General features: G+C 65.7%; 15 protein-coding genes, 1 other RNA gene and 1 pseudogene. 13 read left to right on the top strand and 4 right to left on the bottom strand.

Annotation, left to right across the window (positions count from 1 at the left end):
- A pseudogene (locus INE98_RS08995) lies at nt 1–113 on the top strand (acetolactate synthase small subunit); the annotation flags it as partial.
- Between the two features lie 49 nt (nt 114–162).
- Here the strand turns inward: INE98_RS08995 and INE98_RS08990 are convergent.
- Nucleotides 163–819, bottom strand: a complete 657-nt coding sequence (locus INE98_RS08990; protein WP_293538352.1) for an aquaporin — start codon at nt 817–819, stop codon at nt 163–165.
- A 99-nt stretch (nt 820–918) separates the two neighbouring features.
- On the opposite strand from INE98_RS08990, the gene ssrA reads away from it, so the two are divergent.
- The 12 genes from ssrA (at nt 919) to INE98_RS08930 (ending at nt 12,916) form a co-directional block, all read left to right on the top strand.
- Nucleotides 919–1,279: a transfer-messenger RNA gene (gene ssrA / locus INE98_RS08985) on the top strand.
- Nucleotides 1,280–1,397: 118 nt separating this feature from the next.
- A complete protein-coding gene (locus INE98_RS08980) occupies nt 1,398–1,880 on the top strand; it encodes an SspB family protein (protein WP_293538350.1) in 483 nt (160 codons plus the stop codon).
- 9 nt (nt 1,881–1,889) lie between these two features.
- The gene (locus INE98_RS08975; RefSeq protein ID WP_293538348.1) at nt 1,890–2,375 is read left to right on the top strand and encodes a PaaI family thioesterase; all 486 of its coding nucleotides are present in this window, start codon (nt 1,890–1,892) and stop codon (nt 2,373–2,375) included.
- Nucleotides 2,376–3,143, top strand: a complete 768-nt coding sequence (locus tag INE98_RS08970; RefSeq protein ID WP_293538346.1) for a C13 family peptidase — start codon at nt 2,376–2,378, stop codon at nt 3,141–3,143.
- Nucleotides 3,140–5,164, top strand: coding sequence for a serine hydrolase (locus tag INE98_RS08965; protein ID WP_293538344.1), 2,025 nt, complete (start codon nt 3,140–3,142; stop codon nt 5,162–5,164). The genes INE98_RS08970 and INE98_RS08965 overlap by 4 nt, the downstream gene beginning before the upstream one ends.
- Before the next feature lie 120 nt (nt 5,165–5,284).
- Nucleotides 5,285–6,910 (top strand): flagellar basal-body MS-ring/collar protein FliF, encoded by a 1,626-nt coding sequence (fliF, locus tag INE98_RS08960; protein WP_293538342.1) that lies wholly within the window; start codon nt 5,285–5,287, stop codon nt 6,908–6,910.
- A complete protein-coding gene (gene fliG, locus INE98_RS08955; RefSeq protein ID WP_293538340.1) occupies nt 6,907–7,941 on the top strand; it encodes a flagellar motor switch protein FliG in 1,035 nt (344 codons plus the stop codon). The genes fliF and fliG overlap by 4 nt, the downstream gene beginning before the upstream one ends.
- The gene (locus INE98_RS08950) at nt 7,941–8,591 is read left to right on the top strand and encodes a flagellar assembly protein FliH (protein WP_293538338.1); all 651 of its coding nucleotides are present in this window, start codon (nt 7,941–7,943) and stop codon (nt 8,589–8,591) included. The genes fliG and INE98_RS08950 overlap by 1 nt, the downstream gene beginning before the upstream one ends.
- A 6-nt stretch (nt 8,592–8,597) precedes the next feature.
- Complete coding sequence (gene fliN / locus INE98_RS08945) at nt 8,598–8,933, top strand: flagellar motor switch protein FliN (RefSeq protein WP_293538336.1); 336 nt, start codon at nt 8,598–8,600, stop codon at nt 8,931–8,933.
- Between the two features lie 29 nt (nt 8,934–8,962).
- Complete coding sequence (locus INE98_RS08940) at nt 8,963–10,330, top strand: sigma-54-dependent Fis family transcriptional regulator (protein WP_293538334.1); 1,368 nt, start codon at nt 8,963–8,965, stop codon at nt 10,328–10,330.
- A gap of 50 nt (nt 10,331–10,380) precedes the next feature.
- Complete coding sequence (flhA, locus tag INE98_RS08935) at nt 10,381–12,441, top strand: flagellar biosynthesis protein FlhA (RefSeq protein ID WP_293538353.1); 2,061 nt, start codon at nt 10,381–10,383, stop codon at nt 12,439–12,441.
- A 163-nt stretch (nt 12,442–12,604) separates the two neighbouring features.
- Nucleotides 12,605–12,916, top strand: coding sequence for a DUF4282 domain-containing protein (locus INE98_RS08930; protein WP_293538332.1), 312 nt, complete (start codon nt 12,605–12,607; stop codon nt 12,914–12,916).
- A 3-nt stretch (nt 12,917–12,919) separates the two neighbouring features.
- On the opposite strand, the gene INE98_RS08925 is transcribed toward INE98_RS08930, so the two are convergent.
- The 3 genes from INE98_RS08925 to INE98_RS08915 form a co-directional block, all read right to left on the bottom strand.
- Complete coding sequence (locus tag INE98_RS08925; protein WP_293538331.1) at nt 12,920–13,345, bottom strand: flagellar export protein FliJ; 426 nt, start codon at nt 13,343–13,345, stop codon at nt 12,920–12,922.
- Complete coding sequence (gene fliI / locus INE98_RS08920; RefSeq protein ID WP_293538329.1) at nt 13,342–14,679, bottom strand: flagellar protein export ATPase FliI; 1,338 nt, start codon at nt 14,677–14,679, stop codon at nt 13,342–13,344. Before fliI ends, INE98_RS08925 begins: the two co-directional genes overlap by 4 nt.
- Nucleotides 14,680–14,766: 87 nt before the next feature.
- On the bottom strand, nt 14,767–15,027 hold the full coding sequence (locus INE98_RS08915; RefSeq protein ID WP_293538328.1) for a hypothetical protein: 261 nt from the start codon (nt 15,025–15,027) through the stop codon (nt 14,767–14,769).
- Between the last annotated feature and the right edge of the window lie 252 nt (nt 15,028–15,279).

The following is a 15,279-nucleotide window of genomic DNA, read 5'->3' as shown; positions in this document are numbered from 1 at the left end:
CGGGCGCCTCCTCGAAGATCGACAAGTTCATTGACCTGATGCGGCCGCTGGGCCTGGTGGAGCTGGCCCGGACCGGCGTCCTGTCAATCACCAGAGGGGGCGAGGCCGTCTAGCGGCCCGCGCCGCCTCCCGCCCCCCCTGTTTGCTGCGGGCCAGTCCCCTTCAGGACAGGATGCGGAAGCGGTAGACCAGAGCGGCGAGAGCCGCGCCGACTGCCGGCGCCAGGAAGAAGAGCCAGAGCTGGGCCAGCGCCTGGCCCCCCGCCATGACGGCAGGGCCGAAGCTGCGCGCCGGATTGACGGACACGCCGGTGACCTGGATGCCCACGATGTGGATCACGGCCAATGTGACCCCGATGGCGAGACCCGCGAAGCCGGCGGGGGCCCGGTCGGTCGTCGCTCCGAGCACCACGATGACGAAGAGGGCCGTCATGATCCCCTCGAAGGCCAGAGCCGACGCCAGGCCGAACTCGCCGAGGTATCCGGGGCCCCACCCGTTCTGGCCCAGATTGGCCGTCGACCCTGCGATCAAGGCCAGGAGAGCTGCGCCCGCCAGGGCGCCGGCGAACTGGGCGATCCAGTAGATGATCATGTCCCGGAAGGGCATGCGGCCGGCAATGAAGGCCGCGAGGCTGACGGCGGGATTCACATGGCAACCCGAGATCGGGCCTATGGCGTAGGCCATCGCAATGATGGCGCCTCCGAAGGCCAGCGAGATTCCCAGCTGGCCGACATTCTCCACGCCGCCCAGGACGGCGGCGCCGCACCCGAACAGCACAAGAACCAGGGTTCCTACGAACTCAGCGAAAAGTTTTGACATTTCACCCTCCCGTCTTGAATCCAAGCTGACCCGAATCCGGCAAAGGGTGAATAGCGAAATCACGTCCTGCGGACGCGCGATGGCGGAGATCGCACGCTCGATGTTGAGAAACGCCGAGAATGGCCTATATCTGAGGCGTCCGGTTCGCCGGACTATGGGGATAAACGCGCACGAAATAAGCGAACTGGACCCGGGTGCGATTCCCGGCGGCTCCACCAGAACCTTTCCTCCGCCCCGGCGGAGCGGTGCGGGGCCGATCAGCATCGACAGACGTGTAAAGGTGTTGCTTTCTCCCGGCCTGGCCCACCGTTTCGGGCTTTAAACTAAATGCGAACGATAACTTCGCTGAAGAAGTTCGTCTGGCCGCGTAAGCGACCCGACGGGTTTCGACCTGAAGCCCTGGCGTCTTAGCAGCGTCAGGCGGGGCCGGGAGGGGGCCTGGCAACAGAACCCCTCCACCTTGCCTTCGAAAGTTCGGGCGCCTCCGGCGACGGATACATGCCGGCGCCGGCATGGAAACTTGCGCGACAGCCCGGGCGCGCTAGTTTGGCCCCCTATCCCCTCCGGACAGGACCCGAATGGCCCAGGACCCCCCCGCTAAAGACCTCATGAACTACGAGGCGATGGCTCAGGAAGCCCTGCGAGGCGTGGTGAAGGCCGCGCTGAAGCGCGCCGATGCGCCCGGCGGGCTTCCCGGCGCGCACCACTTCTATCTGACGTTCAAGACAGGGGCCGCCGGGGTTGAGGGGCCCGAGGAGCTATTGGCCCGGTATCCGGATGAGATGACCATCGTTCTCCAGCACCAGTTCTGGGATCTCGACGTGGGCGAGCAGGGCTTTGGCGTGACGCTGAAGTTCGGCGGCCGCCCCCAATCCCTTGCGGTCCCTTATGCGGCCCTGACGCGGTTTTATGACCCCACCGTTCAGTTCCTGCTGCAGTTCGAGGCTGAAGAGGCCCCTGCGAGCCGCGGGCCCGCCCCGCCCCCGGCCGTGGAGCCGCCGCCTCTCCCCGAGGCCGACGCGCCGAACGTTGTCACCCTCGATCACTTCAGGAAAAAGTGAGGCTGCGCCGTGTCCGAGAACGCAACTGAGAATGATGCAAGGCCGCCTGAGGCTCCTCTGACCGACGAGGCCATCCTCGCCCGTTTTCACCGGAGCAAGAACCGGCCGACCGGCTCGCAGACCCTCGGATTCAGGATCACGGCCGTCAACCAGGCCGAGAAGTCCGTGGAAGTCGCCTTCGAGGCTCGCCCCGAACTGCTCCTGAATCCGATGAAGCAGGTTCAGGGCGGTTACCTCTGCGCCATGCTGGATGAGTGCATGTCGGTGGCCTGCATGGTCGCTTCGGGGATGACCCACGTGGCCCCGACGGCGGAAATGAAGACCTCCTTCTTTCGGCCCGCTGCGCCGGGCGCGATCCGGGGCGTCGGCCGGGTGGTCAAGTGGGGCCGGACCCTGGCCTTCACCGAGGGCGAACTCTTCGACCCCGAGGGTCGGCTTCTGGCCAAGGCGACGGGAACGGCGGTTCCAACCCCTTTCAAGTCCTACAAGAGCTAGATGCTCGCCCGCGCCCTGCAGGTCCTTCTGGTCGTGGCCCTCCTGCAAGGGTGGGCGGCGGGCGCGGCGGCCGAATCCCCTTTCAGGTCCTGGGCGGCGCTGGTCGTCGCAGGCGACTGGAAGGGGTCTGGCGGCGGTCCTACCGAGGCGTTCGACAATGCGCGGCGGGACGTGGCCGGGGAACTGGTGCGCCTGGGGTTCGATCCCGGAAACATCCTGCAGTTCTCGGTCCGGCCCGAGCGCTACAAGCCTGAACGTCCGGAGAAGTCCGACATCCGGGCGATCTTCGACTCGATGACCCGTCTCACGGCCCGGGCGCCTGACGGTTGCCTTGTCTACCTCACCTCACACGGCCTGCCTCAGGGGGTGATTGTCGACGAGGCGATTCTGGCCCCGGGCCTGCTCTCGGCGATCCTCGACCGGACCTGCGGGGCGCGGCCGACGATCGCCGTGATCTCGGCCTGCTATTCCGGTGTGTTCGTCCCCGGCCTGGGCGCGGCGAACCGGATGGTCCTTACTGCAGCCCGGCCGGACCGGACGTCCTTCGGGTGCGGCGAGTCGAACCGGTATCCCTTCTTCGACGAGTGCTTTCTTCAGAGCACGGGATCGGCGCGGGATTTCCCCTCCCTCGCGGGCCTGGTCCGGACCTGTGTGGCGGAGAGGGAAGTCCGCGAGGGCGTCAGGCCGCCATCAGAGCCACAGGTCTACATCGGCCCGCAGCTGCGCCCGATCCTGCCGCTCTACGTCTTTCCGGCGAGGACGCCGTGAGCGGGCGCAGCGGCCTGAATCGGACGGTCGGACTGGTCCTTGGGGTGCTCGGCCTTGTCCTCGCCCCTTCGGTATCGACAGGTCAATCCATCGAGGCCGCAAGCCCCGCCCCCAGGCCCGCGCCCGCCGTCACAAGCCCCCAAGGGCCCGCCCAACCCCCTGCGGACCTCGAAGCCTATGTCGACGGCATCGTGAGAGACTCCCTGGTCCGGGACCACATCGTCGGCGCTACTGTGGCCATTGTCCAGGATGGCGAGATTCTGCTGAAGAAGGGCTACGGCGCCGCGAGCCTGTCCCCCTGGCGGCCTGTCGACCCTGACCGGACCCTTTTCCGTCTGGGGTCGGTGTCCAAGACCTTCACCTGGCTCACTGTCATGAAGGAGGCGGAGGCGGGCCGCCTGAGACTTGATGCGCCGATCAATCTCTTCCTGCCGGAAGGCGTGCAGGTTCGCGACCAGGGTTACGCCTCGCCGGTGACCCTTCGCAGCCTGATGTCCCACTCGGGCGGCTTCGAGGACCGCGCCCTGGGGCACCTCTTCGAGCGCAATCCAGAACGGGTCCGCAGCCTTGAGGACTATCTGCGCCAGGAGCGGCCGCGCCGGGTTCGTCCGGTCGGCTCGATTTCAAGCTACTCGAACTACGGCGTCGCCCTGGCCGGCGAGGCCGCCGCCTGGGTCTCCGGCAAGACCTTCGAACGTCTTGCGGAGGAGAGCCTCTTCGAGCCCATGGGCATGAGCCGGACCACCTTCCGGGAGCCCAGGCCCGCAAGACCGGGGCTGCCCGCCCCCATGCCGCCCCATCTCTCAGCCGACCTGTCGGAGGGTTTCTCCTGGACGGGGTCGGGTTATGCGCGCGAGCCGTTCGAGTACATCGGCCAGATCGCACCCGCCGGCTCGGCCTCATCGACCGCCGGTGACATGGCGCGCTATATGATCACCCTCCTGAATGCGGGTCAGGTGGGAGAAGCCCGCATCTATGGGGATTCTACCGCCCGCGCGCTGCAGCAACCCCTCCGGCGGACACCCCCCGGCGTCAACGGATGGCCGCACGGGTTTATCTCCTACCCGCTTCCCTGGAACCTGTCGGGGCTGGGCCATGACGGCGCCACACTGACATTCATGAGCAACATGACCCTGGCGCCCGAGCTGCGCCTCGGCGTCTTCGTCAGCACGAATACGAATACGGGCCATGCGCTGACCGAGCGGCTCGCCAGCCGGATTGTCGAGAGGCTCTCAGGGCGTCCTGCGGCCTGGCCACGGCCCGCCTCGCCGGAACTCTGGGCCGTGAGGAGTCCTTACGAGGGGCGATACCTCGGGTCACGGCGCGCTTATTCAGGGCTTGAAGGCATGCTCCTGAGGCTCCAGGGACAGATGCAGGTGCACGTGACGCCGGAGGGTCGGCTTGTCACCATGACCGGGGGCCGCGTCCAGACCTGGGTCCCGGAAGGCGCCGCCGCCGGCGGCAGATTCATTTCCGACGCCGGATGGCAACGGCTTGTCTTTCTCCCGGAGCGGGGCAAGGCCCGTCAGATCCTGACCTCGGTCAATGGCCAGGTGTTCGAGCGCATTCCTTTCTGGAGCCGGCCGGGGGTCCTGGCTTCGGCGGCGGCGGCCGCGGGTTTCGCAGCCCTCGCCACCCTTGGGGTCGCCCTGTTCAGAAACAGGCGGGACTTCAGACAGACCCACATTCAGGCCCGGGCGGGTCTGTTCCAGGGTCTCCAGTCCATTCTCTGGCTTCTGTCCATGGGACTCGCCCTGGCCTGGGGGCTCACCGCCACAGAGGGGAAGGTGATCTTCGACTGGCCCGGACTTCTGCCCCTCGCCGCCTCGGCGTGCGCCCTTGTCGCAAGCCTTCTCTCCCTTCTCACGCTCGGCATGGCGCCCCTGGTGCTACGCAGCGGGCGGAGGCTGGACAGCTGGACGCCTGTGAGGCGGGCCGGCTTTGTTGCAACCTCGCTGGCGTCTTTGATCTTCGCAGTTCTGCTTGGGCTCTGGGGCGGTCTTGCGCCCTGGGCAGGCTAGGTCGCCTCCGCTGGCTGCGCGGGCCCTGTAAACGCCTCGTTTACCAACTACTGGGTAATTCCTGCCTATGCGTCGGCAGGAATTGCTCACCCTGTTGCCGTCGCGGGGAGACTTCGGACCGTGAACGGGTTCCTGGCTGCGATACAGAGGTTCGGACTGGGGCGCCTCGCAGCCTTTGTCGGCATCGGCATCGGCGTCGTCGCAGCCGTCGCCGCTGTACTCATGAACCTGGGAACGCCGAACTCCCTGCTCTATTCGAACCTCGACCTCAAGGAGGCGGGTCGGATCACCCAGGCCCTGGATCAGGCGAACATCCGCTACGAGGTCAAGGGCGACGGCTCGACCATCATGGTATCGCGGGATGAGGTCGCCTCGACGCGACTCCTGCTGTCAGGCCAGGGGCTGCCCACGGCGGGTTCGGTCGGCTACGAAATCTTCGACCAGTCCAGCGTCGTCGGCCAGACTGATTTCGTCCAGCAACTCAACCGACAAAGGGCGCTAGAGGGCGAGCTGGCTCGCACGATCCAGAGCCTGGACGGGGTCGCTTCGGCACGGGTGCATCTGGTCCTCCCCAAGCGGGAGCTCTTTGAGGACGAGATTCAGCAGCCTTCCGCCTCGGTCAGCATCTCCGTTGGCGCCCGGGAACCCACCCCGGAACAGGTGCGCGCCATCCAGAACCTGGTGGCCGGCGCCGTGCCGAACATGAAGCCCGATCGGGTGACCGTCGTGGACCAGAACGCCAAGACCCTCTCGGGGGGGTCGGAGGGCGACGCGATGGCCGCCGACGGACGCAAGTCGGCGGTCGAGGCCCGGATCGCCAAGACGGTCAAGAACCTGGTCGAGGGCGTGGTCGGACCTGGCAAGGCGAGAGTCAACGTCACAGCAGAACTCGACCTTTCGCAGGTGACGATCCAGGAGGAGACCTTTGATCCGGACGGTCAGGTGGTCCGTTCGGAGACGACGAGTGAAGAGACGGCCAACGAGAACCAGCCCAACCAGACCGGGCAGGTCACCGCAGCGGCCAATATCCCGGGCGCGCCGCCCAATCCTGACGGCCTGATAGCGTCGACATCGGGTCGAACCGGCACGACAACCAACTATGACATCTCCAAGACCGTCCGGACCGAGGTGAAGGAGCCTGGCCAGATCAAGCGGCTCTCGGTGGCGGTCGCGGTGGACGGGACGACCGCTCCGGCCGGACAGGACGGCAGGCCGGGCGCCTACACCCCCCGACCGGCGGCGGAGATGCAGAGGATTGAGCAGCTGGTTCGGACCGCAGTTGGCTTCGACCAGCAGCGCGGCGACCAGGTGACGGTGATCAACGTCCAGTTCCCGGGCGCCGACGGGCTCGGGGGCGGGGTTGTCGCCGCCAACCCGCTGATGGGTTTCGACAAGAATGACATCATGCAGATCATCCAGTGGGTGATCCTCTTGATCGTCGCCCTTCTGACCATCTTCTTCGTGGTCCGGCCACTGTTCGGCGGCGGTGCAGGCCCGAGGAAGGGCGTGACGCGACTTGTCACCACGGCCGACGGACAAACCATGATGCTTCCGACTGATCCGTCCACAGGCGAGCCCCTCGCCCTCCCGGGACCGAACCAGACCGAGATGGAGCAGCGTATCGAGATCGCGAGGATCGAGGGTCAGGTGAAGGCCAGCTCGATCAAGCGTGTGGCCGCGTTCGTCGAAGCCAATCCTGAGGAGTCGGTGGCGATGCTTCGCACCTGGCTGCACCAACCCACATGAGCCGGGCGGTTCAGAGATCAGCTCCGATCATGGACCCTTCCCAGCTGACGGGTCCCGAGAAGGCCGCCATCGTTCTTCTGACCCTTGGTGAAGACCATACGGCGATCTGGCAGATGCTGGATGATGAGGAGATTCGCGAGATCTCCCAGGCCATGGCGACCCTCGGCAACGTCACCTCCGCGGTGGTCGAGGCGCTTCTGGTCGAGTTCATCTCCAATGTGTCCGGCGGCGGCACGGTCATGGGCTCATTTGAACAGACCCAGCGGCTCCTCGCCTCCTTCCTCGACCCCGACAAGGTCGATAACCTGATGGAGGAAATCCGTGGTCCGGCCGGCCGGACCATGTGGGACAAGCTCGGGAATGTGAGCGAGGGCGTCCTCGCCAACTACCTGAAGAACGAATACCCGCAGACCGTTGCCGTCGTTCTCTCCAAGATCAAGCCGGACCACGCCTCGAGGGTGCTGGGCGCCCTTCCGGAGGATTTCGCGATGGAGTGCGTCACCCGCATGCTGCGGATGGAGCCTGTCCAGCGCGAAATCCTGGACAAGATCGAGCAAACGCTTCGCACCGAGTTCATGTCGAACCTGGCGCGCACCTCCAAGCGCGACAGCCACGAGATGATGGCCGAGATCTTCAACACCTTCGACCGGGCGACCGAGACGCGATTCATTTCGGCCCTTGAGGAGCGCAACCGCGACAGCGCCGAACGGATCCGCGCCTTGATGTTCGTGTTCGAGGACCTTTCCAAGCTGGATCCGGGCGGCGTCCAGACCCTCCTGCGGGCCGTAGACAAGGCCCAGCTCGGCCTCGCCCTGAAGGGCGCCTCGGAGGATCTCAGAACCATGTTCTTCTCGAACATGTCCGAGCGCGCGGCCCGAATCCTGCGGGAGGACATGGAGAACATGGGCCCCGTCCGACTGCGCGATGTGGATCAAGCGCAGATGGCCATGGTGCAGACGGCGAAAGACCTGGCGCAAAAGGGCGAAATCATGCTGGCGGGCGCCAGCGGCGATGATGAGCTGATCTACTGATGAGCGAACCCATCCTCGAGAAATTTGGCTTCGACACCGTGTTTGACGGGACTGGGAACGTCTCCCAGTCGCGTCCGCGCCCGAAACGCTTCTATACCGCCGAAGAGGTCGCGGAGGTCCGCGCCCAGGCCTACGCCGAGGGCGAGCAGAAGGCGCTGGCCGACATGGCCGGGCTCCAGGCACGGGCCCTCGCCGGGATCGCTCGTAGCGTCGAAGAAGGCCTCGGCGTTCTGGCCCACGTCGCCCACGCCCATAGAGAGGGGTCCGCCGCCCTCGCACTGGCCTGCGGAAAAGCCATTGCGGGGGAGGTCCTCGACCTCTTTCCCCAGGCCGCCATTCAGAAGGCCCTGGAGAGCCTGGCCCGGGAGATCGAGTCCGAGCCCCGACTTCTGGTCTCCGTCGCCCCGGGCATGGGGGCGGGCCTCCAGGAAGCTCTGTCGGCGACAGCCGCGGCGGCCGGCTTCGCCGGGCAAATCTGGGTCCGGGAGGACAATGGCCATACCGGAGCCGCCTTCACCCTGGACTTCGGAGACGGGTCCGCCTCGTTCGATCCGGAGGAGGCTGAGGGCCGTGTCCGGGACGCGCTCCGAACCGCCCTGGCGACGGAAGGATTGCATGCTGAACCCCTGGAACCCGGTGGAGAAGGCTAGGACGTCATGAGCGAGAACGAACTTGAACTGGATGAACTGGGTCCAGAAGTCCCGTCGGCCGGCGCGGACATCGACGGTGGCGAGAAAACGGCGACGGATCTCGCCCCGATCTTCGACGTGCCTGTGGCCATTTCTGCGGTCCTGGGGCGCGCCACCGTCAGCGTCTCGCAGCTTTTGCAGCTCAATTCCGGAAGCATTCTGGAGCTTGATCGCAGGGTCGGCGAGGCCATCGACATCTATGTGAACAATCGCCTGGTGGCCCGCGGGGAGGTCGTCATCGTCGACGAGCGGCTGGGCGTCACCATGACGGAAATCATCAAGGACGGCGACGCCCAAGTCTGAGGACCGAGCGACGCAACGGAGACGGAAACATGCGACTTCTGGTCGTCGGAAGATTGAACGGACAGCTGGCCTCCGCCGTGAAGATGGCGATGGCGCAGGGCGCCAAGGTCAGCCATGTGGAAACCATTTCGGCGGCCACCCACGCTCTTCGGGCCGGGCAGGGAGCAGATCTGCTCCTGGTGGACTACACCCTCGACATCGCCGCCCTGATCGCAGCCAACGAAGCCGAAAGGATACGCGCGCCAGTGGTGGCGTGTGGCGTGGATGCCGACGCCCGAATGGCTGCGGACGCCATCCGAGCGGGCGCAAAGGAGTTCATTCCACTCCCCCCAGAGGCGGAAATGATCGCAGCGGTTCTGGCGGCGGTCTCGGACGACAACAGGCCGATGATCGCCGAGGACCCGGCCATGCGCGCCGTCATCGCCATGGCCGAGCAGGTCGCCCCCTCAGAGGCTTCGATACTCATCACCGGGGAAAGCGGCTCCGGAAAGGAGATCGTCGCGCGTCACGTTCACCTGAAGTCTCGGCGCAGCAGCAAGCCCTTCATCTCCGTGAATTGCGCGGCGATCCCCGAGAACCTCCTCGAGAGCGAGCTCTTCGGTCATGAGAAGGGCGCCTTCACCGGCGCCTTGGCGCGCCGGATCGGTAAGTTCGAGGAAGCCAATGGCGGCACCCTGCTCCTCGACGAGATCTCGGAGATGGACGCCAGGCTTCAGGCCAAGCTGTTGAGGGCGATCCAGGAGCGGGAGATCGATCGTGTCGGCGGAGCTCAGCCGGTGAAGGTCGATATCCGGATCCTCGCGACCTCGAACCGAGACCTGACCCGGGCGGTGGCGGAGAACACCTTCCGCGAGGACCTGCTCTACCGACTGAACGTGGTCAATCTTCGGCTGCCGCCCCTTCGCGAGCGGACCGGAGACATCCTTCCCATGGCGGAGTTCTTCATCCGGAAGTATGCAGCGGCGAACGGAGTTCCCCCGAGGGCTCTCTCGGCCGAGGCGCGCCGCAGGCTGCTCGCCCACAGGTGGCCGGGGAACGTCCGGGAGCTTGAGAACGCCATGCACCGGGCGGTCCTCCTCGCCGCAGGCCCGGAGATCGACGAAACGGCCATCCGTCTTCCGGACGGCCAGCCCCTCGGACCCGCCGACCCGGCGGCCCGGACGGCCCAGGCGGCGGTCAGCGCCGCTGAAGCGGTCTCCCGGGGGTTTGTCGGCCAGACTGTCGCCGCCATGGAACAGCAGCTCATTCTCGAGACGCTCGAGCACTGTCTCGGCAACCGGACCCATGCCGCCAATATCCTCGGCATCTCGATACGCACCCTCAGGAACAAGCTGAAGGAGTACTCCGAGGCGGGGGTGAGCGTTCCGGCTCCGCAGATGGGCGCGAGCGCCGCCTGAGGACCTGACCCGTGACCGACACGCCCCTAGGCGCATCCTCCCGGCAGAGAGTGACTTCCGCCCTGGTCATCCAATGGCTGCGCCGAGGCGAGGTGGCGCTCGCCCTGGGCGTTGTGGCGATCCTGATCCTTCTGATCATTCCGGTCCCGCCCTTCCTGCTGGACGCGCTGCTGGCCATTTCCCTGGCCTCCTCGGTCCTGATCCTGATGACCTCTCTGTTCATCAAGAAGCCGCTGGACTTCACCGCCTTCCCTACCGTTCTGCTGGTCACGACCCTGTTCCGCCTTGCGCTGAACATTGCCTCGACCCGGCTGATCCTTTCCCACGGCCACGAGGGCGTCCACGGCGCGGGGCAGGTCATCGAGTCCTTCGGTCGACTGATGACCGGTGGCAGCTTCACCATCGGCCTCATCGTCTTTGCGATCCTCGTGATCGTGAACTTCGTGGTGATCACCAAGGGTTCCGGTCGCATCGCCGAAGTCGCGGCGCGGTTCAGCCTGGACTCCCTGCCCGGCAAGCAGATGGCGATCGACGCCGACCTCTCCGCAGGGCTTATCGACCAGGAAGAGTCCCGTCGCCGGCGAAAGGAGCTGGAGCAGGAGTCCACCTTCTTCGGCTCGATGGACGGCGCCTCCAAGTTCGTCCGGGGCGACGCCATCGCCGGGCTGATCATTGTTGCGATCAACATCATCGGCGGCATCCTGATCGGGACCCTCCAGCATGGAATGCAGCTCGGTGAGGCGGCCACCACCTACACTCTGATGACCATCGGCGACGGGCTGGTGACCCAGATCCCGGCGCTGATCGTCTCGATTGCAGCGGGCTTCCTCGTCTCGAGCGCGGGGGTGGATGGAACCACGGACAAGGCGCTGGTCGCGCAGCTGGCCATGAATCCCATCAGCCTGGGCATGGTCTCCGCTTCGTCAGGAGTGCTCGCCCTCATTCCGGGAATGCCGGTGCTTCCCTTCGCAGTTCTCTCGATCGGAGCTGCATTGCTGGCCTGGCGAAGATCCTCGGACACACGGCTGGCCGAGGTCCTTGGCGCGACAGAACCCGTATCGCCGAGCGAGGAGGTCGAGGAGCCCATCGCCCAGACGCTGGCCATGGACGAGATCAAGATCGAACTCGGGTACGGCCTTCTGCCCTTGATCAACGACCTCGAGGGCCGCCGGCTGACGGACCAGATCAAGGCCCTGAGAAAGACACTCGCCTCGGAGTATGGCTTCGTGATGCCGCCGGTCCGGATCCTGGACAACATGCGGCTCGCCTCCCAAGCCTACCTGATCCGCATCAAGGAACTCGAGTCGGGCGCCGGCGAGGTCCGACTGGGGTCGCTCATGGCCATGGACCCAAGGGGAGGCCAGGTCGAGCTGCCGGGTGAACACATGCGCGAGCCGGCGTTCGGGCTTCCGGCCACATGGATAGAGGAAAGCCTCCGTGAGGAAGCCGCCTTCCGAGGCTACACGGTCGGCGATCCCTCGACAGTCCTGACAACCCACCTGACCGAAATCCTCAAGGAGAACATGCCCGACCTGCTCTCCTACGCGGAGGTCCAGAAGCTGCTTCGGGACCTGCCCGCCGAGCACAAGAAGCTGGTGGATGACATCGTGCCTTCCGTCGTTTCGGTCACGACAATCCAGCGGGTTCTGCAGGCCTTGCTCCGTGAACGCGTTTCCATCCGCGACCTGCCCTCGATCCTGGAGGGCCTGAGCGAGGCGGCGCCGCACAGCGGATCCCTGACCAATCTGGTCGAACAGGTCCGGGCCCGCTTGTCCAGGCAGCTTTGCTTCGCTCACCGCGGGGACGACGGCGCTCTTCCCATCATCACCCTGTCCCCCGAATGGGAGAACGCCTTTACGGAGTCGCTGGTGGGGGCGGGCGAGGATCGCCAGCTCTCCATGGCGCCGTCCCGCCTTCAGGAGTTCATCCGCAGCGTTAGCGACGGATTTGAGCGCGCGGCGCAGGTCGGGGAATCCCCGGTCCTGCTCACGAGCCCCGGCATCCGTCCCTATGTCCGGTCACTGATTGAACGCTTCAGGGGCCAAACCCCCGTCATGAGCCAGAATGAGGTCCATCCGAGAGCCCGGCTCAAGACCGTAGGCGTGATCTGATGCGCCTGATTCGAGATCCCCGGGCGAGTTGCAGGCGCGGGAAGGGCCTGCTAGCGAGGTTCCCGTCGCTGGCGGCGCCCCTTATTCAAGTGGAAAGCTGATGTTTGATCCGAAACCGAACAGCCGGCCGGCCAGGTTCACGACCAACATGCTTTGGGATCTGATGTCCTTCGAGACGCTGATGACCCGGCAGGTCATCCACCTGATCTATTGGTCCGGGCTCGGCGTCACGGCTTTGGTCGGCTTCGGCTTCATTGGAACCGCGGTTGGAGTGGCGATCCGCGAACAGTCACCCTTCGGTTTCCTGCTCGGATTTGGGGTTCTAGTGGGCGGGGTCCTCGTGATCGGCGTGCTGGCCCTGCTTTGGCGGGCGTTCTGCGAACTTTATGTCGCCCTCTTCCGCCTCAGTGACGACATTCATGCCCTGCGCCGCGCAAATGATCCAGACCTCAGTCCCACATCGGCGGAAAAGTAGGCCTCAGGAGCCAGGTGCGGAGCCACGCGCAGCTTGCCGGGCTCCGAGTTCGTCCAGCTCGGCGGTTTCCCGCCTGTTGGCCTCCAGCGCCCTCCGACGCGCCATGGCGTCGGCCACATGCTCATACTTTTTCTGGGATTCGAAGGCTTCCGCGAGGGCGTCCCGCGCCCCCCTTTCCTCGGCAATGAGGAGATCGATGTCACCCAGGATGCGTATCCGGCGGACCTTGCTCCCCACCAGGTAGCCCGGGTGGTGAAAGCTCGCGGAAGGCTCGCTCCGGACGAAGGCGGCCTCCCCCTCGATCTCTGAATCAAGCATCACGAGCCGCATCTCGGCCGCTTCCCGCCGGGCCACCACCTCGGCGAGACGCTTCTGCCGGATCTCCACTTCATATCCGGCGATCCGGATCAGGCTCTGGTCCCAGCTCACGCCGGTGCACCCGCAAGGATCTGTTCAAGACGCGTGAACGAGTCCGCGAGGCTCGACACCTCGTCCTTGTCCTGCCCCAGGAAGGCCTCGACCGCCGGGTTGAGAGTGATCGCCCGGTCGACGAGGGGGTCCGCTCCGGTTCGGTAGGCTCCGATGCGGATCAGCTCCTCCATGTTGGAGTAGGCCGACATGACCTGTCGGGCGTCGCGGACGATGGCCTGCTCCCGCGTGTCCTGGCAACCGGGCATGGTGCGGCTGATCGACTTCAGAACATTGATGGCCGGGAAGCGCCCGCGTTCGGCGATGGCCCTTTCCATGACGATGTGGCCGTCCAGAATGCCGCGGACGGCGTCCGCGATGGGCTCGTTGTGGTCGTCGCCGTCCACCAGGACCGTGAAGAGGCCGGTGATGGGCCCCGCCGGAGCGCCGTCCGGCCGAATGGGACCAGGACCGGCTCGCTCCAGCAGCTTCGGCAGCTCGGTGAAGACCGTCGGCGTGTAACCCTTTGTAGTTGGCGGCTCTCCGGCAGCCAGACCGATTTCACGCTGGGCCATGGCGAAGCGAGTGACCGAGTCCATGAGGCACAGAACCTCCAGATCCTGGTCCCGCATGTACTCTGCGATGGCCAAGGTCATGTAGGCGGCCTGCCTTCGCTTGAGAGCGGGCTCGTCGGAGGTTGCAACGACGACGACCGCCCGCCGCAGTCCTTCCTCGCCCAGGGTCTCCTCGATGAACTCACGAACTTCACGGCCTCGCTCGCCGATCAGACCCACCACCACGGCGTCACATTCCGCCTGCCGGGCAAGCATGGAGAGCAGCACCGACTTGCCCACGCCGGAGCCGGCGAAAACGCCCAGACGCTGGCCCCGGCAGCACGTGGTGAAGACGTTCATTGACCGCACGCCAAGATCCAGACGTCGACCTACGCGATCGCGAGCGTGGGCGGGTGGCGGCGAGGCGCGCAGCGGATAGGCGGCGAGCCCCTTGGGCAAGGGCCCCTTGCCGTCGATAGGGTCGCCGAACGCATCCACGATACGCCCCAGCCAGGCAGTGGTGGGATAAACGCTGGCGCCTTCGGACCGGATTTGGATCGCGGCGCCCGGCGCCACCCCCTCGACGGGACCGAAGGGCATGAGAAGCGCCCTGGACTCCCGAAACCCCACAACCTCAGCGGGAAGAGGCGCGGCGCCCCGCCGGGAAATCTCCGCACGGGCCCCGACGGCGAGCCGCGTCATTCCACCCCGGGCTTCGATAAGGAGGCCGGAGACAGCAGCGACCCGACCTGTGACCACCAGGGGTTCGACCTTCTCGATGGCTTCGACAAGGTTCTGCAAGACGCAGACTCCCCCAGCGACTCGGATTTCAGAGAGTGGGTCCTACAGCCTTAATCGGCGGTGAAGACGGAGGTTGAAGAGACTGCTTCAGCTCGAGCTTCTCAATGAACGGAGGGTCTGCAGCGAGCGACCGATCAGCAGCCCGAGGGCGATGCCGGCGAGAAGCGCTGCGCCAAGGCTCCGTGCAGGATGAAAGCGAACCTCGTCGGAGAGGCTGAAGGCCTGGGCGGGAAGCGCCTCCAGAGGCGCGGAGAGGTCGATCTCCTCCGCTCCGTCTGCGGGGGACAGCCCGGCGCCCGCTTCCGCAAGGCCTGCGGGACCGGGATCAGCATCCAGATCCAGGGACATCACTACACCCTTGTGCCAGCTGGCGGGATCGCCAGCACCAGAGGATATGGGTTTCGGCTGACGCTTCGCCAGTCCGTTTGCGCCATAGGTATTCGCCCGAAACGTCCAATCACAAAAGATTCAACGGCCGCGATCGGCCGCAGGGATGGCGGGGCTTGCAGGTGATTCGCAAACCGGGTTAACGAACTCGCCATCAAGGTTACCGAGTTAACCATTCTTAAATTAACCCTCTGGCAGGGTGACGCTGCTGGG

The sequence above is a fragment of the Phenylobacterium sp. genome (assembly GCF_020253645.1).
GTDB lineage: Bacteria > Pseudomonadota > Alphaproteobacteria > Caulobacterales > Caulobacteraceae > Phenylobacterium.
Note: the sequence above shows the minus strand (reverse complement) of the source record. Positions and strands in the feature narration are given on the sequence as shown.